This is a genomic window from Streptomyces sp. AHA2, assembly GCF_036857595.1.
Taxonomy (GTDB): Bacteria; Actinomycetota; Actinomycetes; order Streptomycetales; family Streptomycetaceae; genus Streptomyces.
Map to the genome: position 1 here is coordinate 494,857 of NZ_JAUQWJ010000003.1, position 20,225 is coordinate 515,081.

19 protein-coding genes are annotated in these 20,225 nt (G+C 74.5%); 14 read left to right on the top strand and 5 right to left on the bottom strand.

Annotated features, from left to right (window positions below):
• Positions 1–102 precede the first annotated feature (102 nt).
• From Q5694_RS09625 to Q5694_RS09655, 7 genes are all read left to right on the top strand, one after another.
• On the top strand, positions 103–1,119 hold the full coding sequence (locus tag Q5694_RS09625; protein WP_443040839.1) for an alpha/beta hydrolase: 1,017 nt from the start codon (positions 103–105) through the stop codon (positions 1,117–1,119).
• Positions 1,112–2,320, top strand: coding sequence for an acyltransferase family protein (locus Q5694_RS09630; RefSeq protein WP_333932108.1), 1,209 nt, complete (start codon positions 1,112–1,114; stop codon positions 2,318–2,320). Before Q5694_RS09625 ends, Q5694_RS09630 begins: the two co-directional genes overlap by 8 nt.
• Entirely contained in the window at positions 2,313–3,689 is a 1,377-nt protein-coding gene (locus Q5694_RS09635; RefSeq protein WP_333932109.1) for a sensor histidine kinase, read from the top strand. Before Q5694_RS09630 ends, Q5694_RS09635 begins: the two co-directional genes overlap by 8 nt.
• Positions 3,686–4,369, top strand: a complete 684-nt coding sequence (locus Q5694_RS09640) for a response regulator transcription factor (RefSeq protein WP_333932111.1) — start codon at positions 3,686–3,688, stop codon at positions 4,367–4,369. The genes Q5694_RS09635 and Q5694_RS09640 overlap by 4 nt, the downstream gene beginning before the upstream one ends.
• 98 nt (positions 4,370–4,467) lie before the next feature.
• Positions 4,468–5,802 carry a sensor histidine kinase gene (locus Q5694_RS09645; RefSeq protein WP_333932112.1) on the top strand — a complete coding sequence of 445 codons (1,335 nt, stop codon included), beginning with the start codon at positions 4,468–4,470 and terminating at the stop codon, positions 5,800–5,802.
• A complete protein-coding gene (locus Q5694_RS09650) occupies positions 5,799–6,464 on the top strand; it encodes a response regulator transcription factor (RefSeq protein ID WP_333932113.1) in 666 nt (221 codons plus the stop codon). The genes Q5694_RS09645 and Q5694_RS09650 overlap by 4 nt, the downstream gene beginning before the upstream one ends.
• A gap of 78 nt (positions 6,465–6,542) precedes the next feature.
• Positions 6,543–7,763 carry a cytochrome P450 gene (locus Q5694_RS09655; RefSeq protein ID WP_333932114.1) on the top strand — a complete coding sequence of 407 codons (1,221 nt, stop codon included), beginning with the start codon at positions 6,543–6,545 and terminating at the stop codon, positions 7,761–7,763.
• A 46-nt stretch (positions 7,764–7,809) separates the two neighbouring features.
• On the opposite strand, the gene Q5694_RS09660 is transcribed toward Q5694_RS09655, so the two are convergent.
• Entirely contained in the window at positions 7,810–8,694 is an 885-nt protein-coding gene (locus tag Q5694_RS09660) for a diacylglycerol kinase (RefSeq protein WP_333932115.1), read from the bottom strand.
• A gap of 184 nt (positions 8,695–8,878) precedes the next feature.
• On the opposite strand from Q5694_RS09660, the gene Q5694_RS09665 reads away from it, so the two are divergent.
• The gene (locus Q5694_RS09665; RefSeq protein ID WP_333932116.1) at positions 8,879–10,162 is read left to right on the top strand and encodes an adenylosuccinate synthase; all 1,284 of its coding nucleotides are present in this window, start codon (positions 8,879–8,881) and stop codon (positions 10,160–10,162) included.
• A gap of 144 nt (positions 10,163–10,306) precedes the next feature.
• Positions 10,307–10,600 carry a hypothetical protein gene (locus tag Q5694_RS09670; RefSeq protein WP_333932117.1) on the top strand — a complete coding sequence of 98 codons (294 nt, stop codon included), beginning with the start codon at positions 10,307–10,309 and terminating at the stop codon, positions 10,598–10,600.
• 7 nt (positions 10,601–10,607) lie between these two features.
• Here Q5694_RS09670 and Q5694_RS09675 read toward each other — a convergent pair whose 3' ends face one another.
• The 3 genes from Q5694_RS09675 to Q5694_RS09685 all read right to left on the bottom strand — a co-directional run bounded on the left by Q5694_RS09675 (position 10,608) and on the right by Q5694_RS09685 (position 13,555).
• On the bottom strand, positions 10,608–11,258 hold the full coding sequence (locus Q5694_RS09675; RefSeq protein ID WP_333932118.1) for a hypothetical protein: 651 nt from the start codon (positions 11,256–11,258) through the stop codon (positions 10,608–10,610).
• Between the two features lie 122 nt (positions 11,259–11,380).
• A complete protein-coding gene (locus tag Q5694_RS09680; RefSeq protein WP_333932322.1) occupies positions 11,381–12,082 on the bottom strand; it encodes a GntR family transcriptional regulator in 702 nt (233 codons plus the stop codon).
• A gap of 117 nt (positions 12,083–12,199) precedes the next feature.
• Positions 12,200–13,555, bottom strand: a complete 1,356-nt coding sequence (locus Q5694_RS09685) for an aspartate aminotransferase family protein (RefSeq protein WP_333932119.1) — start codon at positions 13,553–13,555, stop codon at positions 12,200–12,202.
• A 159-nt stretch (positions 13,556–13,714) separates the two neighbouring features.
• Here Q5694_RS09685 and Q5694_RS09690 point away from each other — a divergent pair, with 159 nt between their 5' ends.
• From Q5694_RS09690 to Q5694_RS09705, 4 genes are all read left to right on the top strand, one after another.
• Positions 13,715–14,332 (top strand): DJ-1/PfpI family protein, encoded by a 618-nt coding sequence (locus Q5694_RS09690; protein ID WP_333932120.1) that lies wholly within the window; start codon positions 13,715–13,717, stop codon positions 14,330–14,332.
• Positions 14,329–14,814, top strand: coding sequence for a MarR family winged helix-turn-helix transcriptional regulator (locus Q5694_RS09695; protein ID WP_333932121.1), 486 nt, complete (start codon positions 14,329–14,331; stop codon positions 14,812–14,814). The genes Q5694_RS09690 and Q5694_RS09695 overlap by 4 nt, the downstream gene beginning before the upstream one ends.
• Positions 14,815–14,893: 79 nt before the next feature.
• Positions 14,894–17,065, top strand: a complete 2,172-nt coding sequence (locus Q5694_RS09700; protein WP_333932122.1) for a serine/threonine-protein kinase — start codon at positions 14,894–14,896, stop codon at positions 17,063–17,065.
• Positions 17,066–17,228: 163 nt separating this feature from the next.
• Positions 17,229–18,785, top strand: a complete 1,557-nt coding sequence (locus tag Q5694_RS09705; RefSeq protein ID WP_333932123.1) for a substrate-binding domain-containing protein — start codon at positions 17,229–17,231, stop codon at positions 18,783–18,785.
• A 31-nt stretch (positions 18,786–18,816) separates the two neighbouring features.
• Here Q5694_RS09705 and Q5694_RS09710 read toward each other — a convergent pair whose 3' ends face one another.
• Positions 18,817–19,578: an SLATT domain-containing protein gene (locus Q5694_RS09710; protein WP_333932124.1), complete on the bottom strand. Its 762-nt coding sequence runs from the start codon at positions 19,576–19,578 to the stop codon at positions 18,817–18,819.
• Between the two features lie 274 nt (positions 19,579–19,852).
• Here Q5694_RS09710 and Q5694_RS09715 point away from each other — a divergent pair, with 274 nt between their 5' ends.
• Entirely contained in the window at positions 19,853–20,194 is a 342-nt protein-coding gene (locus Q5694_RS09715) for a YbaB/EbfC family nucleoid-associated protein (protein WP_333932125.1), read from the top strand.
• Positions 20,195–20,225 lie beyond the last annotated feature (31 nt).

Consider the following 20,225-nt stretch of genomic DNA (forward strand, 5'->3'; position numbering starts at 1 on the left):
CCGGTCGTACCCGTAGTACCTGAGAGCTACCCGGCAGGTGAGCTCCGCGGTGGGACGCGGACGAGACCGCCGGCTCCGTAACTTCCCTTCCGGGCGAGCCCGATGGCCGGGCGCTCAGGAGGGGGAACGACCGTGGGACGCGCACAGGGGCACCGCCGCCGGGCCGGCCGATGGCGGCGGGCCGCGCTCGCAGCGCTGGTCGCGGCCGCGGTGGTGTTCCCCCTGTCCGGGGCCGGCCGGCCCGAGGTCCCCGCCCCGCCACCCGCCGCCCTCCCGCCGCTCGGCGTCACGACGCTCGACGCGGTGTACGCGGCCAACCGCGCCAACGCCGCCGAGGCGGCCCGCACGGCGGCCGCGCACCACGCCCGGCACCGGGCCGCCGCCGACCGTGCCCTGGCGGCCCCGGCCCGCCGGCTCCTGGCGTTCGACGGCCGCGGCCCCGGCCGGGTCACCGAGGTCCTGGGCGACCTCCGCCGCGCCCAGCGCGTCGCCGTCCTGGTCCCCGGGTCCGACACGAGCCTGGACACCTACGGCCGGTTCCGCGCCGCCGCCACCGCTCTCCACGAGCAGCTCGCCCGGCGCGCCCGCGGGGGCGGACCGCGCACGGCGGTGGTGGCCTGGCTGGGCTACGAGACCCCCGGCACGGTCAGCCCGGCGGTGGCCACCACCGGCAGGGCCGAGCAGGCGGCCCCGCGACTGCGCGCCCTCGTCGAGGACCTGCGCGCCGTGACGGGCGGCGCGGCCCGCGTCGCCCTGCTGTGCCACTCGTACGGCACGGTCGTGTGCGGGCGGGCCGCGCCCGGCCTGGACGTGGACGACATCGCGCTCGTCGGCAGCCCCGGCACCGGCGCGGACACCGCCGCCGCTCTGCGCACCCGCGCCCGGATCTGGGCGGCACGGGGCGGCGACGACTGGGTGGAGCACGTCCCCCACCTCGACGCCGAGCTGTTCGGCACCACCGTGGGCTTCGGCACCGACCCCGTCTCACCGGAGTTCGGCGCCCGGGTCTTCGCCGCGGGCGACGGCGGCCACAGCGACTACTTCGGGCCCGCGACGGCCTCCCTGTCCAACCTGACCCGGATCGTCCTGGGCGAGAGCGAGGCGGTGACCCATGACTGACATCCGCGTACGAAGGGCCCGGCAGGCGCTGCGCCGGGGCGCCGCACGGATCGGCGCGGCCACACCCGCGGGCCGCGACCGGGCCGTGGACGGCCTGCGCGCGGCCGCCGTCCTCGGGGTCGTCCTCGGGCACTGGCTGGTCACGGCGCTGGTGTCCGACGGCGGCACCCTGCGCGCGGCGAGCCCGCTGCAGCACCTGCCCGCCCTGGCACCCGTCTCCTGGGTCCTCCAGACGCTCGCCGTGTTCTTCCTGGTCGGCGGACATGTCGCCACCCGCGGCCACGCCTCGGCCCGGGCACGCGGGGTGCCGTACCACCGGTGGCTGCGGGGCCGGCTGGCCCGGCTGTGCACGCCCGTGGCCGCCGTCCTCGCGTTGTGGGCGGCCGCCGCGTTCGCCCTGCTGCTGTCGGGCGCCGAGTCCGGGACCGTCCGCACGCTGGTGAAGCTCGCCCTGTCCCCGCTGTGGTTCCTCGTGGTGTTCGCCGGCCTGACCGCGGCGACCCCGCTGCTGGCCCGGATCTCCCCGCTGTGGCCGCTGGCCGTCGTCCTGCACGTGGACCTGCTGCGCTTCGGCCTGGGCGGCCCCTCCTGGCTGGGCTGGGCGAACGTGGCGGCGGGCTGGGCCGTGCCCTACGCGCTCGGAGCGGCCTGGACCCGGGGCGAGCTGGAGGGCCGCCGTGCCGGCTGGATCCTCCTCACCGCGGGGACGGCGACGACCGCGGCCCTGGTCGCCCTCGCGGGCTACCCCGCGTCGATGGTCGGCGTCCCCGGGCAGGAGGTGTCCAACCTGGACCCGCCGACCCTGGCCGCGGTCACCTTCGGCCTGGCCCAGTGCGGCCTCGCCCTGCTGCTGCGCGAGCGGCTGCGTCGCGCCCTGCGCCGGCCCCTGGCCTGGGCGGCCGTGGCGCTGGTCAACCTCTCGGCGATGACCGTCTTCCTGTGGCACCAGACGGCCCTGATGGCCACCACCGCCACCGGCCTGCTCGCGGGCCGCCTCCCCGGGCTGCACACCGCGCCCGACGGTCCCGGCTGGGTCGTGGCACGGTTGCTGTGGCTGCCGGTGTTCGCCCTGGTCCTCGCCCTGTGCGGGGCCGCGTTCCGCTCCTTCGAGCGGGGCGGCCGGCCGGGCGGGCGGTCACGGGTGGTGCGCGCACACCGGCCCGCCGACCGGGGTGCGGCGACGGAGGCCCGCCATGTCTAGGCTGAGCCGTGTGACGGACACGGGGGTGGGCCGCGCGCTGCGGGCGCGCGTCGACGGCCGGCTGCGCGCCCTGCGCGCGGACCTGTGGACCGTCCGCCCCGACCCGTTGCCGCCCTCCACCTGGCTGCGCTGGCTGCCGCACGGCGTGCTGTGCCTGGCCGCGTTCGGCATCACTGTCGCCGCCCTGCACGATCTCCAGGACAACGGGCACCTGGCGTTCGGTCCGGCCCTGCTGGTCGCCATCGGGCAGGGCGGCGCCGTCGTCCTCGGCCTGTGGCGGCCGGTCCCGGCGTGGTGGCTGTCGCTGGGCGTGTTCGTGCTGTGCGCCGCCGTGGTGCGGGCCCGGCTGGGACCCGGCCCGGAGACCTACACCTGGCCCTGGACCGCGGCGGGGATCATCGCCGAGCTGCTCGTACTGCTGCTGCTGGCGCTGCGGGTGCCCACCCGCGCGTCGGCCGCGGCCCTGGCCGTCACCGCGCTGGCGACCTGGCTCGCCCAGAGCGCCGCGGCCGGGGCGGCGCACGACGAGACCGGCACGCTCCTGCTCTCCCTGGCCACCGTCGTCGTCATCGTGGGCACCGCCCTGCGCGGCCGCCGCGTGGCCCGCGCCCAGCTCGTGGAGCAGACCACGCTCACCGCCGAGGAGCGCACCCGCCGCACCCTGCTGGAGGAGCGCAGCCGCATCGCCCGGGAGCTGCACGACGTGGTGGCCCACCACATGTCGGTCATCTCCATCCAGGCGCAGGTCGCCCCGCACCTCGTGAAGGACCCGCCCGAGGAGCTGACGGAGAACCTCGCGGGCATCCGGCAGAACGCGCTGGATGCGCTGACCGAGCTGCGGCGGGTGCTGGGCGTGCTGCGCTCGGAGCACCCCGGGCCCGGGGACGCGCCGGCCGGCCCCGGCGGGGAAGCCGCCCCGTACGCCCCGCAGCCCACCCTCGACCGGCTCGGCGCGCTGGTGGAGAACACCCGGGCCGCGGGCCGCGAGGTCGTCACCGAGATCGGCGGCGAGCGGCGCACGCTGCCGCAGGGCGTGGAGCTGTCGGCGTACCGGATCGTGCAGGAGGCCCTGAGCAACGCCCTGCGGCACGCGCCCGGCGCCGCGATCACCGTCCGGCTGGGCTACCGGCCCGACGGCCTGCGCGTGGAGGTCGTCAACGACCGCCCCACCGAGCCCCCGCCACCGTCCACCGGGGCGGGGCACGGACTGCTCGGCATGCGCGAGCGCGTCGCGATGCTCGGCGGCACCATGACCGCGCACCCCCGGCGGCAGGGCGGCTTCGAGGTCACCGCGTTCCTCCCCGACACCCCGCCCGCGGACACCCCGGGCACCGGCCGCACCACCGATCCCCGGAAGGGACGACCATGACGAGCCGCACCGGCGACCCCATCCGGGTCCTCATCGCCGACGACCAGGCGATGGTCCGGCAGGGCTTCACCGTGCTGCTCGGCACCCAGCCCGACATCGAGGTCGTCGGCGACGCGTGCGACGGCGCCGAAGCCGTGACCCGCACCGCAGAGACCTCCCCGGACGTCGTTCTGATGGACATCCGCATGCCGGGCGTCGGCGGCATCGAGGCCACCGCACGGATCACCGCCGCGCATCCGGAGGTGCGGGTGCTGGTCCTCACCACCTTCGACCTCGACGAGTACGTCTACGAGGCGCTGCGCGCCGGGGCCTCCGGGTTCCTGCTGAAGGACGCCTCCTCCGAGCAGCTCGCCGAGGCGGTGCGGGTGGTGGCGCAAGGGGAGGCACTGCTCGCGCCGGTCGTCACGCGCAAGCTGATCGCCGAGTTCTCCCGTCTCGACGACCGCCCCCGCGCCCCGCTCAAGGACCGCGTCGGGGAGCTGACCGGGCGGGAGACCGAGGTGCTCGCCCTGATCGCGCAGGGCCTGTCGAACGCGGAGATCGCCCGGCACCTGTTCGTCGCCGAGCAGACCGTGAAGACGCACGTGGGACGCATCCTGGTGAAGCTGGGCCTGCGGGACCGGACGCAGGCGGCGGTCTTCGCCTACGAGTCGGGGCTCGTGCGGCCGTCGGGCCGCTGAGCGGCCCAGGGGCGGGCGCGTAGTACCTGAGAGGGACCCCCGGTGACCCCTCTCACTGGGGACGACCGCGACCCCCGGGTCCCCCTACCGTTCTGTACGTGACCGAGACGACTCACCTGCACACCACGCCGCCGGGGGACGGGACGCCCTCGCGCAGCCCGGAGTACCGGGTGGCCGTGGACTCCCTGCGCGGACTGCGGCAGGACCTCTTCCACGACGCCTTCGCCTACCGCCCGCTGCCCCGCAGGAGCCCGGACGGCCGGTTCGTCCGGCGGCTGCCGCGACGGCTGCGCGAGTACGCGACCTGGACCCCGCACGCGCTGATCGTCACGGCGGCCCTGTTCAGTTTGATGCTCGGGACCATCGACGGCCCCCTGCTGTTCATGGCCCTGCTGACCGCGCTGCCGGTGCTGGCCACCATGATCCGGCCCGTGGGGGCGTTCTGGCTGTCCATGGCCGCCACACCCGTCACCGGCGCGCTCGGCGGCACCTGGAGCGACTGGCCCTGGCAGGCCGGCAGCTTCCTGTGCCACCTCACGGTGCTGACGGTCGTGGCGATACGCACCCGGCCCCGCACCGCCGGGTGGATGTGGACGCTGACCGCGCTGTACGCGCTGATCGCGGACGCCGGTGTGGGCCCGAGCCACATGTACGGCACCAACTCGGCGCCCATGCTGATCCTGTCGGCCCTGATCCTGCTGTGCGTGACCGTGTGGCACACCCGCAAGGAGGCCGCGCAGGAGGTCACCGCCCAGCAGACGGTCACCGCGCACGAACGGTCGCGGCGCACCCTGCTGGAGGAGCGCACCACGATCGCCCGCGAGCTGCACGACGTGGTGGCCCACCACATGTCGGTGGTCGCCATCCAGGCCGAGGCCGCCCCCTACCGGGTGGAGAACCCGCCGCCCGAGCTGGAGAAGGCGTTCGCGACGATCCGGGAGAACGCGGTGGCGGCCCTGACCGAGCTGCGCCGGGTCCTGGGCGTCGTGCGCGCCGAGGACTACGAGGCCCCGGACGCCCCGCAGCCGACGCTCGCCGACCTCGACGCGCTGCTGGCCAATGTGCGCGAGGCCGGACCGACCGTGGACAAGGTGGTGACGGGCGCGGTGCGGGAGCTGCCGCAGGGCGTGGAGCTGTCGGCGTACCGGATCGTGCAGGAGGCCCTGAGCAACACCCTGCGGCACGCCCCCGGCGCGACCGCCCGGGTGGAGATCGGGTACGTGCTCGGCGGCCTGGGGCTGCGCGTGGTCAACGGCCCGCCGCCCGAGCCACGCCTGATCAAGCCCTCGCCGGGCGCCGGGCACGGCATCACGGGCATGCGCGAGCGCGTGACCATGCTGGGCGGCGAGATGACGGCGGGCCGCACGGACGAGGGAGGCTACGAGGTGGCGGTGTTCCTGCCGGTCACCCTGCCGGACGAGGACGAGGCATGACGATCCGCGTCCTGATCGCGGACGACCAGATGATGGTCCGCGAGGGCTTCTCGGTGCTGCTGAACGCGATGCCGGACATGGAGGTCGTCGGTGAGGCGGTGAACGGCCGGGAGGCCGTCGCCAAGGTCCGCGAACTCGCCCCGGACGTCGTGCTGATGGACATCCGCATGCCCGAGCTGAACGGCATCGAGGCGACCCGTGAGATCGTCGCGGCGGACAGCGCGGCGAAGGTGCTGGTGCTCACCACCTTCGACCTCGACGAGTACGTGTACCAGGCGCTGCGCGCGGGCGCCTCCGGCTTCCTGCTCAAGGACGCCTCGGCCCGCCAGCTCGCCGACGGCGTCCGCGTGGTGGCCTCCGGCGAGGCGCTGCTGGCGCCCTCGGTGACCCGGCGGCTGATCACCGAGTTCTCCAGGCTCTCCGAGAGCCCGCGCCTGATGCCCTCCGCGCAGGCCGCGTACGGGGACCTCACCGACCGGGAGACGGAGGTGCTGGTCCTGATCGCGCAGGGCCTGTCGAACGCGGAGATCGCCGGGCGGCTGGTGGTCGCCGAGTCGACGATCAAGACGCACGTCAGCCGGATCCTGGTGAAGCTGGGCCTGCGCGACCGCACCCAGGCGGCGGTGTTCGCCTACGAGGCCCGGCTGGTCACCCCGGGCTGACGGGCCGGCCGGGGCGACGGGACGGCGGATCGGTGGCGCCCCTGGTCAGAGTGGGGTGCGCCGGGCTAGCGTCCGTCCATGGCAGCTGTCTCCGACACCGGGTTCGACCCGTGGGACCCGGCGTTCCTGGCCGACCCCTACCCCGCCCTCGCCGAGCTGCGGGCCGCCGGCCGCGTGCACCGCTTCGAGCCCACGAACCAGTGGCTGGTGCCGCACCACGCGGACGTCTCGGCCCTGCTGCGCGACCGGTGCCTGGGCCGCACCTACCAGCACCGCTTCACGCACGAGGAGTTCGGCCGCAGCGCGCCCCCGGCGGAACACGAGCCGTTCCACACGCTCAACGACCACGGCATGCTCGACCTGGAGCCGCCGGACCACACCCGGATCCGCCGCCTGGTGTCGAAGGCGTTCACCCCGCGCACGGTCGAACGCCTCAAGCCGTACGTGCGGGCCCTGGCCGGCGAGCTGGTCTCCGCCCTGGCCGACGCGGGCGGCGGCGACCTGCTGAAGGACGTCGCCGAGCCCCTGCCCGTCGCCGTCATCGCGGAGATGCTCGGCATCCCGGAGTCCGACCGGGCCCCGCTGCGGCCCTGGTCGGCGGACATCTGCGGCATGTACGAGCTGAACCCGTCCGAGGAGACGGCGGCCAGGGCGGTCCGTGCGTCGGTCGAGTTCTCCGCCTACTTGCGCGAACTGATCGCCGCGCGCCGCAAGGAACCCGGTGACGACCTCGTCTCGGGGCTCATCGAGGCGCACGACGAGGGCGACCGCCTCACCGAGCAGGAGATGATCTCCACCTGCGTGCTGCTGCTGAACGCGGGCCACGAGGCCACCGTGAACGCCACGGTCAACGGCTGGTACGCCCTGTTCCGCAACCCCGCCCAGCTTCGGCTGCTGCGCGCCGACCACTCGCTCGTCCCCACCGCGGTCGAGGAGCTGATGCGCTACGACACCCCGTTGCAGCTCTTCGAGCGCTGGGTCCTGGACGACGTCGAGATCGCCGGAACGACGATCCCGCGCGGCGCGGAGATCGCCCTGCTCTTCGGCTCCGCGAACCACGACGAAGCGGTGTTCGACCGCCCCTCGGCGCTCGACCTGACCCGCCGGGACAACCCGCACATCTCCTTCAGCGCCGGCATCCACTACTGCATCGGCGCCCCGCTGGCCCGCATCGAGCTGGCCGCGTCGATGAGGGCCCTGCTGGAGAAGGCGCCCACCCTGCGCCTGGCGGCGGAGCCCGCCCGCAAGCCGAACTTCGTGATCAGGGGGCTGGAGGGACTGGCCGTCGAGGTCGGGTGAGCGGGAGGGAGCGGGGGCGGCGTCGGCCCCCGCCCTGCCTCCGGCCTCACGCCCCCGCCGGGACCGTCAGGCTCCAGGCCCCCTCGCGCACCACCCACGTGCGGGTGCGCACCGGGCCCGAGACCAGGGAGTCCGCCCGGTAGCGGAAGTGCGCCCCGGACACCGTCACCGTGCGGCCCTCGGCCAGCAGCGGTGAGGCCTCCGCGCCCACCGACACCGGCCTGACCTCCACCGAGGCGACACCCGAGGCGGACGGGGCCACCGACACCGCCTCCACCGGCTGGTTCAGGTCCACGAGGGTCTCCCCGTCCACCTCGACCCGCAGCCGGGACGGCCCCGGCTCCGGCGGGGACACGGGACGGGAGGGGCGGGAGGCCGGGACCAGGGTGCGCACCAGCGACTGGCAGGTCCGCAGCCAGGGCCGCCCCGCGGCGTCCTCCGCGTCGGGCACCGGCTCCCGCGCGCCCTCCCCGTCGGGCGAGGGGGACAGCGGCGGTATGCGCAGCGCGCCCAGCACCACCCCGTCGCTGTCGTCGACCATCAGGTCCATCCGCCGCTCGACCCCGTCGAGCACCGCCCGGGCCGCCGCCACCGTCCCGGTCGGCACCCCCAGGGAGCGGGCCAGGGACAGCGCGCGGCCGACCGGCACCAGCGACAGCCCGCACGCCGCCAGCTCCCGCTGCCGGTGCAGCACCGACACCGCCCGCAGCAGGGCCCGGTCGTCGCCCACCACCACCGGGCGCCGGGCACCGCGCCGGGCCAGCGCCCGGGCGAACTCCTCCGGGCCGTCCGGCAGGCACAGCTTCATGCCGGCCCCCGCGCCGAGCACGTCCTTCGCGATCCTGACGGACTCGCCGTCCGACCTACGGGCGACCGGGTCGACCACCACCAGCAGCTGCTCGGACGTCGCGGAAGTCGCCACCTCGGCCATGCCTCGCTTCCTCGGGTAGCATCTTTGTGCAAGAGCCCCTTGCGCTATTGCGCCAGGGGCTTCGTCTATTCCGGGGCATCCGGTCCGACGGTTGGCGGCCAACGGCGGTCGCGGTGCACGCGGCGGACACCTCCGCGTACGCCCTCGACCATGGACATGCCCCGCCCGGAAGGGGTGTACGCGCGTGCCCGCACTTGTGCTGCTCGGTGCTCAGTGGGGTGACGAAGGCAAGGGAAAGGCCACCGACCTGCTCGGTGGTTCGGTGGACTATGTGGTGCGTTACCAGGGTGGTAACAACGCAGGCCACACGGTGGTCGTGGGCGACCAGAAGTACGCCCTCCACCTCCTCCCTTCCGGAATCCTGTCCCCCGGCTGCACGCCGGTCATCGGCAACGGCGTCGTCGTCGACCCGTCGGTCCTGTTCTCCGAGCTGAACGGGCTGAACGAGCGAGGCGTCGACACGTCCAAGCTCCTCATCAGCGGAAACGCGCACATCATCACGCCGTACAACGTGACGGTGGACAAGGTGACCGAGCGCTTCCTCGGCAAGCGGAAGATCGGCACCACCGGGCGCGGCATCGGCCCGACCTACGCCGACAAGATCAACCGCGTCGGCATCCGGGTGCAGGACCTGTACGACGAGTCGATCCTGACGCAGAAGGTCGAGGCGGCCCTCGACGTCAAGAACCAGATGCTCACCAAGCTCTACAACCGGCGGGCGATCGCCGTGGAGCAGGTGGTCGAGGAGCTGCTGGGCTACGCCGACAAGCTCGCGCCGTACGTCGCCGACACGGTCCTGGTCCTCAACCAGGCGCTGGACGAGGACAAGGTCGTCCTGTTCGAGGGCGGGCAGGGCACCCTGCTCGACATCGACCACGGCACCTACCCCTTCGTGACCTCGTCGAACCCGACCGCCGGCGGTGCCTGCACCGGCGCCGGTGTGGGCCCGACGAAGATCAGCCGGGTCATCGGCATCCTCAAGGCGTACACCACCCGCGTCGGCGCCGGTCCCTTCCCGACCGAGCTGTTCGACGAGGACGGCGAGGCGCTGCGGCGCATCGGCGGCGAGCGCGGTGTCACCACCGGCCGCGACCGCCGCTGCGGCTGGTTCGACGCGGTCATCGCCCGCTACGCGACCCGCGTGAACGGCCTGACGGACTTCTTCCTCACCAAGCTCGACGTCCTCACCGGCTGGGAGCAGATCCCGGTCTGCGTGGCCTACGAGATCGACGGCAGGCGCGTCGAGGAGCTGCCGTACTCGCAGACGGACTTCCACCACGCGAAGCCGGTCTACGAGATGCTGCCGGGCTGGAGCGAGGACATCTCCACGGCCAAGTCCTTCTCGGACCTGCCCAAGAACGCGCAGGCGTACGTGAAGGCACTGGAGGAGATGTCCGGAGCGCCGATCTCCGCGATCGGCGTGGGCCCGGGCCGTGACGAGACGATCGAGATCAACTCGTTCCTCTGATCCGCTCCGCTCCGCTCCGCGTCCGCCGGCCGCTCCCTGCCCAGGGGGGCGGCCGGCGTTCTTCTCCGCCGGGTGGCCCGCCCGGAACGGGCATAGGCTGAAACCCACACCCCGCGTGCGTCGACACAGAAGAAGGTGAGTGCGATGCGCGTACTGCTCAAGGCCTGCATGGACACCGAGAAGGCCAACGAGGCCATCCGGAACGGCACCATGGGCAAGCTCCTCCAGGAGTCGCTGGAGCTGATCAGGCCCGAGGCGGCCTACTTCACCTCCGAGAACGGCAGGCGCACGGCCTTCATGGTCTTCGACATGCAGGACAGCGCCCAGATGCCGGTGCTCAGCGAACCCTTCTTCCTCAACCTCGGCGCGGAGATCACGTACACGCCCGTGATGAACGTGGAGGACGTGCAGAAGGGCCTGTCCCAGCTGGGGCGCTGAATGCGGCTCAGCTGAAGACGATCATCGAGCCCTGCGCGAGGCTGCGGGTCGCGGCCGCGTGCAGGCCCAGCCAGACGTGCCGCTCCCGGGCGAAGGGGCTCGGGTCGTAGGGCGCCGGGACGGCGGGCTCCTCCAGCTCCGTGGGCGCCAGCGGCGGCCGGGGGGCCGCCGGCGGGTTGGCCGGGTCGATGCCGATGACCGGGGCGACCACCTCCAGCTCGCGCAGCAGCGCGTGCGAGGAGCCCAGCGGGCCGCCGCCCGCCAGGAGGTCGTCGTCGGCGAGCGGGCTCGGGAAGTCGACCGGGACGTAGGCGCCGGCGTGGTCGTAGTGCCAGACCAGGTGCGACCGCTGGGCCGTCGACTCGAACATCTCCAGCAACTGCTCGTAGTCGCCGCCCAGTTCGTCCACGGGCGTCACCGGCAGCCCGCACACCTGGAGCAGGTAGGCGCGGCGCAGGAAGTGCAGCGCGTCGTAGTCGAAGCCCGCGACCGGGGCGACCTCGCCGGACAGGCCCGGCATGTACTGGTACACCGGCACCGGCGGCAGCCCGGCCTCGGCGAGCACCTTGTTGTATTGCGCGAGTTCCTCGGCGAACGGGTTGTCCGGCGTGTGGCACAACACGTCGACGAGCGGTACCAGCCACAGGTCACAGGCCAAAGAAGGCTCCTCGCTCAGCGCGGTCGTCGGGGTAGCACGGTGGTCAAGAAGGGTAGCGGCGCGGCACGGTCACGGCTCCCGCCGTGCATGTCCCATACCCATACGGACCGCCTCGACGCCGGTCACCGGGAAGCGAGCCGCTCGATGAGCGCGAGCGAGTGCGCGTTGTAGGCGGCGAGGATCGCGCGGGCGGCTGCGTGGTCGCCCGCGATCAGCGCGTCGACCAGCTCGGTGTGCCCGGCCCACAGCGCGCCGCGCAGATCGGGCAGCCGGCGCAGGTGCTGCACGGCGCACACCCAGGTCTGCACGCGCAGCCGGTTCAGGAAGTCGGCGAGGTAGGGGTTGCCGAAGCAGGCGCCCAGCTCGCGCCAGAAGCGCAGGTCGTACCCGATCAGGACGGTCAGATCACCGGCGGCGGCGGCCCGCTGCGCCTCCTCGCCGCGCCTGCGGACCCCGGCGACGACGGATGCGGCCCGCGGGTCGTCGGGCCGCACGGCGTCGGGACGCCCCTGGGACAGGGCGAGGAACATCCCCTCGACGACCAGGCCGCGGGCCTCGATCATGCCGCGGAAGTCCTCGGCCGAGTACTCGTGGACGCGGAAGCCGCGGTGCTGGTCGGCGTCGAGCAGCCCTTGCGCGGAGAGGTCGACGAGCGCCTCGCGGACCGGTGTGGCGGACACCCCGTACTGCTCGGCGATCTCCTTGACCGTGAACTCCTGCCCCGGCTGGAGCCGTCCGGCCAGCACCTCGTCGCGGAGTGCTTCGGCGATCTGCTGGCGCAGGGTGCTGCGCATCACGGCGCCGTTGCCGGTGCTGCCGGGCATGGTCAGGGCGTCTCCTCGTCGCGTGCGGGTGGCGTGCTCGTCCATGACTACGAGCACGCCACCTTACGCGTTCGAACGGCGTCCGAGGTTGTCGTCCGCTGACGGGTTCGTGTCCGTTTACGCGATGTATTCGTCCGCGACCGACAGGGCGGCGTCCAGCGCCGCGAGCCCTTCCTTCAGCTCCGCCTCGCCGATGTTGCAGGGCGGCACGACGTGCGTCCGGTTCATGTTCACGAACGGCCACAGACCGTTGCCCTTCGCGGCGGCGGCGAAGGCGGCCATCGGCGCGTTCGCCTCACCGGCGGCGTTGTACGCCACCAGCGGCTCCCGCGTCTCGCGGTCGCGCACCAGTTCCAGCGCCCAGAACATGCCGACGCCGCGCACCTCGCCCACGCTCGGATGCCGCTCGGCCAGCGCGCGCAGCTCCGGCCCGAGCACGGTCCGGCCCAGCCGGGCCGCGTGCTCCACCACGCCCTCCCGTGCCATCACGCCGATCGTGGCGACGGCGGCGGCGCACGCCAGCGGGTGCCCGGAGTACGTCAGCCCGCCCGGGTAGGGGCGCCGGCCGAACGTCTCCGCGATCGCGCCGGAGATCGCCACGCCGCCCAGCGGCACGTACCCGCTGTTCACGCCCTTGGCGAAGGTCAGCAGGTCGGGCGTGACGCCGAACAGGTCCGCCGCGAACCACTCACCGGTCCGCCCGAAGCCCGCCATGACCTCGTCGAGGACGAAGACGATGCCGTACTGGTCGCACAGCTCGCGCACTCCGGCGAGGTAGCCGGGCGGCGGGACCATGATCCCCGCCGTGCCGGGGACGGTCTCCAGGATGATCGCGGCGATCGTCGAGGGCCCCTCGAAGGTGATCGTCGCCTCCAGGTGCTCCAGCGCCCGCGCGCACTCCTGCTCCTCGGTCTCGGCGTAGAAGCGGGAGCGGTAGAGGTAGGGCGCCCAGAAGTGCACGACGCCGGCCGTGCCGCTGTCGGAGGCCCAGCGGCGCGGGTCGCCGGTGATGTTCACGGCCTGCTGGGTGCCGCCGTGGTACGAGCGGTACGCGGAGAGCACCTTGGGGCGGCCCGTGTGCAGGCGGGCCATCCGGATCGCGTGCTCGACGGCGTCGGCGCCGCCGTTGGTGAAGAAGATCTTGTCCAGGTCGCCCGGGGTCCGCTCGGCGATCAGCCGGGCCGCCTCCGAGCGCGCCTCCACCGCGAAGGCGGGCGCGAACGTCGTCAGCCGCGCCGCCTGCTCCTGGATCGCGGCGACGACCTCGGGGTGCTGGTAGCCGATGTTGGTGTAGACGAGCCCGCTGGAGAAGTCCAGGTAGCGGCGGCCGTCGTAGTCCCAGAAGTACGGCCCCTCGGCACCGGCGACGGCGAGCGGGTCGATGAGTTCCTGCGCGGACCAGGAGTGGAACACGTGGTCACGGTCGGCGGCCTTGACGGCGGCGCCGGCCTCGGGGTTCGGCTGAGGGGTCATGCGGGTGAGCGTAGGCGCGGGGGAGCGGGCGGTGACATCGGCGGCCTGTCTGCCGTCGGCGGCATTCCGCGACACGTTGTCCAGACGCACCCGCGACTATTGACAGCCTCCTGTCGTAATGGCAGCATGCTGTCATAGCCACCGGTCCGAGGAGGAGCCGTGAACGCCACCGCAGACCGCAAGCCCGTCCATCTCGCCGTCTACGACACCCTCGCCGACTGGGAGACCGGCCACGCCACGGCCCAGGTCGCCCGGGCGGGCCGGGAGATCCGCACGGTCGGTCCGTCCACCGCTCCCGTCCGCAGCACCGGCGGACTGCGCATCCGGCCCGACCTGGCCCTGCGCGAGGTGCGGCCCGAGGACAGCGCGCTGCTGATCCTGCCGGGCGCGGACCTCTGGGACACGGGCGACGACCTGGCCCCCTTCGCGCGCACGGCCCGGGCCTTCCTGGACGCGGGCGTGCCCGTCGCCGCGATCTGCGGGGCCACCGCCGGACTCGCCCGCGAGGGCCTGCTCGACGACCGCGCCCACACCAGCGCCGTCTCCTTCTACCTGGCCGCCACCGGCTACGCGGGCGCCGGGCGCTACGTCGAGGCGGACGCCGTCACCGACCGCGGCCTGGTCACCGCCGGACCGACCGAGCCGGTCGCGTTCGCCCGGGAGATCCTGCGGCTGCTCGGGGTCTACGAGGGCGAGGTGCTGGACGCCTGGTACCGGCTGTTCCACGACTCCGACGCCGCGGCCTACGGGGTGCTGGAGAAGGCCGGGGCACTGTGAGCCGTCAGCGCCAGGAGCTGCTCAGCCGCAGTGCGCTCGGGGTGTTCCGGCTGAACGGCCAGTTCCTCGCCGTCGCGGAGGAACTGGCCCGGCCCGCCGGGCTCACCGCCGCCCGGTGGCAGGTGCTCGGCGCGGTCCTCGGCGAGCCGCTGCCCGTCTCCGGCGTCGCCCGCGCCATGGGCGTCACCCGGCAGAGCGTGCAGCGCGTCGCCGATCTGCTGGTGGAGCGGGGACTCGCCGAGTACCGGCCCAACCCGGCGCACCGCCGCGCCAAGCTCCTCGCACCGACCGAGGAGGGCCGGGCGGCGGTCGCCCGGATCGACCCGGGGCACGCGGCCTTCGCCGACCGGCTGGCCGAAGCGTTCGGGGAGGCGGAGCTGGCCCGGGCCGTGGCCCTGCTGGAACGGCTGTCGGAGGTGCTGGACCGGGTGGGGCCGCCCGGACCCGGCACACCGGCGGGCGCGCCTGTTACGGAACCGTAGAGATCGCCCGGGCCACCCCGGCCCGGGCCCGCACTATTCTCGATCCGTTGCTCACGTGTGGGGGGAAGGCGGCTGAGCGATGGAGAAGCTGGGGCCCGGGGATCCGCCGCGCATCGGTGCGTACCGGCTGCTGGCGCGGCTGGGTGCGGGAGGCATGGGGCACGTCTACCTGGCCCGCTCCCAGCGGGGCCGGACGGTCGCCGTGAAGCTCGTGCGCGAGGAACTGGCCGCGCAGGAGGAGTTCCGCGAGCGGTTCCGCCAGGAGGTGCGCTCCGCGCGGCGGGTCGGCGGGTACTGGACCGCGCCCGTGCTGGACGCGGACACCGAGGCCACGGTGCCGTGGGTCGCCACCGGGTACGTCGCCGGGCCGAGCCTGCAGCAGGTCGTCGGGCACGACCACGGGGCCCTGCCCGAGCGGTCGGTCCGCATCCTGGCGGCCGGGCTCGCGCACGCGCTCGAGGACATCCACGCGGCCGGCATCGTCCACCGCGACCTCAAGCCGTCCAACGTGCTGGTCACCATCGACGGCCCGCGCGTCATCGACTTCGGCATCGCCCGCGCCCTGGAGACCGTGACCGACGGCGGGCTCACGCGCACCGGCGCGCTCGTCGGATCGCCCGGGTTCATGGCCCCCGAGCAGGTGCGCGGCGACCGCATCACCCCGGCGTGCGACGTCTTCTGCCTCGGCTCCGTCCTCGCCTACGCCGCGACCGGCGCCCTGCCCTTCGGCACCGCCAACAGCGGCGTCCACGCCCTGATGTTCCGCATCGCCCAGGAGGAACCCGACCTGGAGGGCGTCCCGGAGGGCATCGCCGACCTGGTCCGCGACTGCCTGCGCAAGGACCCCGCCGCCCGGCCCACCCTGGACCAGATCCTTGAACGCACGGGCGCCGACGACACCGTCGCGGACGGCCGTGCCCTCGACCCCTGGCTGCCGAGCGCGCTGGTGGCCCAACTGGGGCGCCACGCGGTGCGGTTGCTGGACGCGGAGAACCCGGAGGCGGACACGGCGGCGGGAGCGGCCGCCGGCGCCCTTCCGCCCGGGCAGGGGACTGCGGGCACGGACACCGGCGAACGCCCCGGCCGGATCGCGCCTGCCGCTGCGGGCGGACATCCGGGTCCGGGCGCCGCCGACGGGCACGTCGGTCAGGGCGGACCGTCCGGCCCCGGCGCGCGGCAGGGGCCCGGCCCCGGTGGGCAGTACGGCCCCGGCGCGCGGCAGGGGCCCGGCCCCGGTGGGCAGTACGGCCCCGGCCGCCAGCCCGCTGCCGACGGCCACCCCGACGCCGACGGTCGCCCAGCCCCCGGCCCGTCCCCCGAGCACGCCGCCGCGGCCGACGAAGCGTCCCGGCCGGGCCTGCCTCCGGCCCCCGCGCTGCCCCCGGTTCCCGGAGCCGCCGCCGGGGCCGCCGTGCCGCCTCCGCCGGGCCGGCCCGGCGACGGGCCGCAGGTGAATCACCTGCCGACCATGGTCGCCGGGCAGGGCACGGCCCCAGGCGCCCCGGCCCGTCCGCAGGCGCACACGCCCCCGCCGCCCCACCCCGCCTACGGCTACCCCCAGCAGCACCCCCAGCCCGGCGTCCCCGTGCATCCCGGTCACGGCGGACTCGGCTCCACCCCTCCGTACGGGCCGCCGCCCCACGGCCGGACCCCGCCGTACGGGCCGCCGCAGCCGGCGCAGCGCAGGGACGGCCGGTCCACCGCGCTGCTCGTCGTGATCGCCCTGGTCGTCGCGCTCGCCGCGGGCGGGTCGGTGTACGCCCTGATGCAGGGGGGCGAGAACGACACGTCCGGCGGCGACCCGAGCCCCACCCGGAGCACCGGCGCACCCCCGACCACGCCGGGCCCCGGGCCGACGACCACGCAGCCCGACGTCTCCGCCTCCCCGCAGGACGGCACCATCCCGGCCGGGTACCTCGGCACCTGGTCCACGACCATCGACAACGCCGACGGGCAGCACAGCCGTTCGCTGACCATCCGGCAGGGCGAGCCGGGCGACACGGTGCTGTCCCTCGTCGCCGACGGGCCCACCCGGGGCGGCGGCTCGTACCACTGCGTGTTCGAGGGCGAGCTGATCACGGCTCCGGGAGCGGGCGGCCCGCTGAAGATCGGCCCGTCCACGGTGACCGTCGGGCAGCCGCGCAGCGCCTGCACCCCGGGCGCCGCCACCGAGGTGACCCTCCTGCCGAACGGCACGCTGGAGCGTCTCAACACGAGCAGCGGGGAACGCCTGACGTACACGAAGCGGTAGCCGAAGTCCCGCCGCAGGTGCGGAGGTTGAACGTCCGGCGAATTCCGGCCGACGTGAGCCGGGTACGCGCCCGTGCGGCCGTACGGTGACCTCCCGGCCGATCGGGCGATCGGGCGATCGGGCGGCGACGGACGCGGGCACGGGCGGCACGGGGGCATCCACGGTGGAGTGGTTCAGCGCGGAGAACCTCGTGGCGGTGGCGACCGCCCTCCTCGGCATCGTCGCCTCGGGCGTCATGGTCTGGTACGAGCGCCGGGTGCCGCGGCGCAAACGCGTCGGGTACCGCGTCCAGATGGACAACGCCATCGGCGACGACGTGCGTTCGGGCCGGGCCAACCGCCGCCTCGGCCTGTTCGACGAGGCCCCGGGCATGGCCGACGCGACCCTCGTGCTGCTGCGCATCGAGAACGACGGCTCACAGGGCATCGACCGCGACGACTACACCGGCCCCGAACTCCACGGCCTCACCGCCGTCTTCACCGGCCGCACGGTGCACGGCGTCTCGGTCACCCAGCCGTCGGGCACCGACCACCTGATGGACCACTTCACCGCCGCACGCGGATTCGCCTACGACGGCAACGCCCTGCGCATCCCCCGCGTCCCGCTCAACCGCGGCGACCACTTCAAGCTGCTCGTCCTGCTGTCCGGCGGCGACGTCGGCGACGACATCCGGCTGGTCGGCGGCCTGCGCGACGGCGAGGTGCACCCCAACCGCAGCGCCACGCCCGACGACACGCCGCCGCTGTTCAGCCGGGCCGCGCGGCTGATCACCATCGCGCTCACCGCGAGCGTGGTCACCCTCGCGGCGATCGTCGTCGCGCGGGACGGCACCCCGGCGCCCATCGGCTGCGCGAGCGGCACGCTGACCCTCACCGGCTCGACCGCCTTCGCCCCCGTCCTGCGCGAGGCGGCCAGCGCCTACGAGCGGGACTGCGGCGGCGATCCCGTCATCGACGTGGACACCCACGGCTCGACGGCCGGGATCCGGGAGCTCGCGGCGGCCGGGGCCCGGGCGCGGCGGGACGGCACCGGCCCCCCGCCGCTGGTGGCCCTCTCCGACGGGCCCAAGCCGGCGGGCCTGCCCGCACTGCGGGAGACCCGGGTCGCGGTGTCCGTGTTCGCGCTCGTGGTCAACGACGAGGTGGGGCTGGTGAACCTGTCCACCGACGCCGTGCGGCGCCTGTACCGGGGGGAGATCCGCAACTGGCGGCAGCTCGGCGGCCCCGACCTGCCCGTGCGCCTGGTCAGCCGGGACGCCGGCTCCGGGACGCGGCAGGTCCTGCAGCGCCGGGTCCTGGGCCGCGGCGAGACGGCCAACTCCTCGGTCGACTGCGTCCACAAGGACGACCCGACGGCCCCCGTCCCGCGCTGCGAACTCGACTCCACCGAACAGGTCCTGGCCACCGTCGCCGGCCTGCCCGGTGCCGTCGGCTACAGCGAACTCAACCTGGCGGCCCGGGCGAAGGGCCTGCACGCGCTGCGCCTCGACGGCGACCCGCCCTCCGCCGACGCGGTCGAGCACGGCACGAGCGACTACCCCTACCGCGAGATCGAGTACGCCTACACCTACGGCCGTCCCCCGGCCCACTCGCTCGCTGCCGGCTTCCTGACGTACCTGTCCCGGGGCAAGGGGCAGGACGTCGTGCGCAGCCACGGCCACGTGCCCTGCTGGACTCCGGAGGGCCTGACGCTGTGCGCACCGGACGGCAGCGGGTCCTGACCGGCGGCACGACCACCGGGACGGCCCGGGGTCACCTCGGCTCGGGCGGGCGCTGGCGGGGCATGTTCGGCCGGGCGCCGCCCGCCGGCGGCACCGCGAAGCGCCCGTTCACGCTCCCCGCCTCCACGGGGCGGCCCGGCCCCGGGAACACCACCGTCTGCAGGCCGGCCGCCGTGGCGCAGCCGGTGCGGAACTCGCCCATCCAGTCCGCCGTCTCCACCCGTACCAGCTCGGTCACGTCCTCGGAGAACCTCCGCAGCACCCCCAGGCACCGCTCGGCGGCCTCACCGGCCGTGCCCTCCGCCGGCCCCAGCACCTCCCGCACGCTCTCCGCGGCCCAGTCGAACTGCAGCGCCTGGAGCCGGCGCTGCACGGCCTGCGCGGTGGCCACGTCCCGCATCCAGCCCGACGTCACCCCGAAGTACCGGTCGACGGCCACGCACGCCACCCCCAGCAGCAGCGCCAGACATCCCCAGGACGCGATCCCGCCCGCCACGCCCGTCAGGTCCAGCAGGGGCAGCGCGACGCCGGTGACCGCCCCGGCCAGCGCCCCGCAGCGCAGCACCCGCGCGCAGCGCCGCTTCCACATCCGGTCCGCCAGGTACCAGGCCGCCGTCCGCAACGCCCCCCGCTCCACCCACCGGTACAGCTCGTCCAGCCGGGCCGCCGGCTCGCCCCAGTCCCCGAGCGGGAAGGCCCGCCCGGTCAGGTCGCCCGGCCGCAACCGGGCCGCCGCCCCCTCGCCCCGCCCGTCCTGAGGCGGCCCCTCGGGCTGCATCTCCGGCTGACCCACCCGGCACTCCTCACTGACCACGAATGACCACGTACGGTTCACTCACCGATCACGCTGTGCGACGGACGGACGCCGCGTCCTGCCGCGCCCGACCCTTCCTACCCCCCAACGGGTGGCGAAGATGAAGCTTTCGCCGGTTTTCCGCCCGGAAGTATTCCTTGATCGGTTATGGGGCGCGAGAGGGACTCACTCGAAAGAGTGCTGGGGCGGCGGCAGGCCCGACCACGTAGGCTCGTGCCGAGCGGGAAAACCCGTACCGAGCAAGGAGCTGATCGTGATCCCCGGTGGTGGCCAGCCCAACATGCAGCAGCTGCTCCAGCAGGCCCAGAAGATGCAGCAGGACCTGGCGAGGGCGCAGGAGGAACTGGCGCAGACGGAGGTCGACGGGCAGGCGGGCGGCGGCCTGGTGACCGCGACCGTCACCGGCGCCGGCGAGCTGCGCGCCCTGAAGATCGACCCGAAGGCGGTGGACCCGGAGGACACCGAGACCCTCGCCGACCTCGTCGTGGCGGCCGTCCAGGCGGCCAACGAGAACGCCCAGACCCTCCAGCAGCAGAAGCTGGGTCCCCTCGCGCAGGGCCTCGGCGGCGGCGGGATCCCCGGCCTGCCGTTCTGACCCGCGCACCGCCTTCCTCGGGAGGGCGGCT

Excerpts from the sequence above, each read along its gene's own strand:
- Q5694_RS09700 (WP_333932122.1), top strand. The coding sequence starts at position 14,894 with ATGGAGAAGCTGGGGCCCGGGGATCCGCCGCGCATCGGTGCGTACCGG.
- Q5694_RS09660 (WP_333932115.1), bottom strand. The coding sequence starts at position 8,694 with ATGGCCGAGGTGGCGACTTCCGCGACGTCCGAGCAGCTGCTGGTGGTG.
- Q5694_RS09655 (WP_333932114.1), top strand. The coding sequence starts at position 6,543 with ATGGCAGCTGTCTCCGACACCGGGTTCGACCCGTGGGACCCGGCGTTC.
- Q5694_RS09630 (WP_333932108.1), top strand. The coding sequence starts at position 1,112 with ATGACTGACATCCGCGTACGAAGGGCCCGGCAGGCGCTGCGCCGGGGC.
- Q5694_RS09680 (WP_333932322.1), bottom strand. The coding sequence starts at position 12,082 with ATGCCCGGCAGCACCGGCAACGGCGCCGTGATGCGCAGCACCCTGCGC.
- Q5694_RS09670 (WP_333932117.1), top strand. The coding sequence starts at position 10,307 with ATGCGCGTACTGCTCAAGGCCTGCATGGACACCGAGAAGGCCAACGAG.
- Q5694_RS09625 (WP_443040839.1), top strand. The coding sequence starts at position 103 with ATGGCCGGGCGCTCAGGAGGGGGAACGACCGTGGGACGCGCACAGGGG.
- Q5694_RS09650 (WP_333932113.1), top strand. The coding sequence starts at position 5,799 with ATGACGATCCGCGTCCTGATCGCGGACGACCAGATGATGGTCCGCGAG.
- Q5694_RS09640 (WP_333932111.1), top strand. The coding sequence starts at position 3,686 with ATGACGAGCCGCACCGGCGACCCCATCCGGGTCCTCATCGCCGACGAC.
- Q5694_RS09635 (WP_333932109.1), top strand. The coding sequence starts at position 2,313 with ATGTCTAGGCTGAGCCGTGTGACGGACACGGGGGTGGGCCGCGCGCTG.
- Q5694_RS09685 (WP_333932119.1), bottom strand. The coding sequence starts at position 13,555 with ATGACCCCTCAGCCGAACCCCGAGGCCGGCGCCGCCGTCAAGGCCGCC.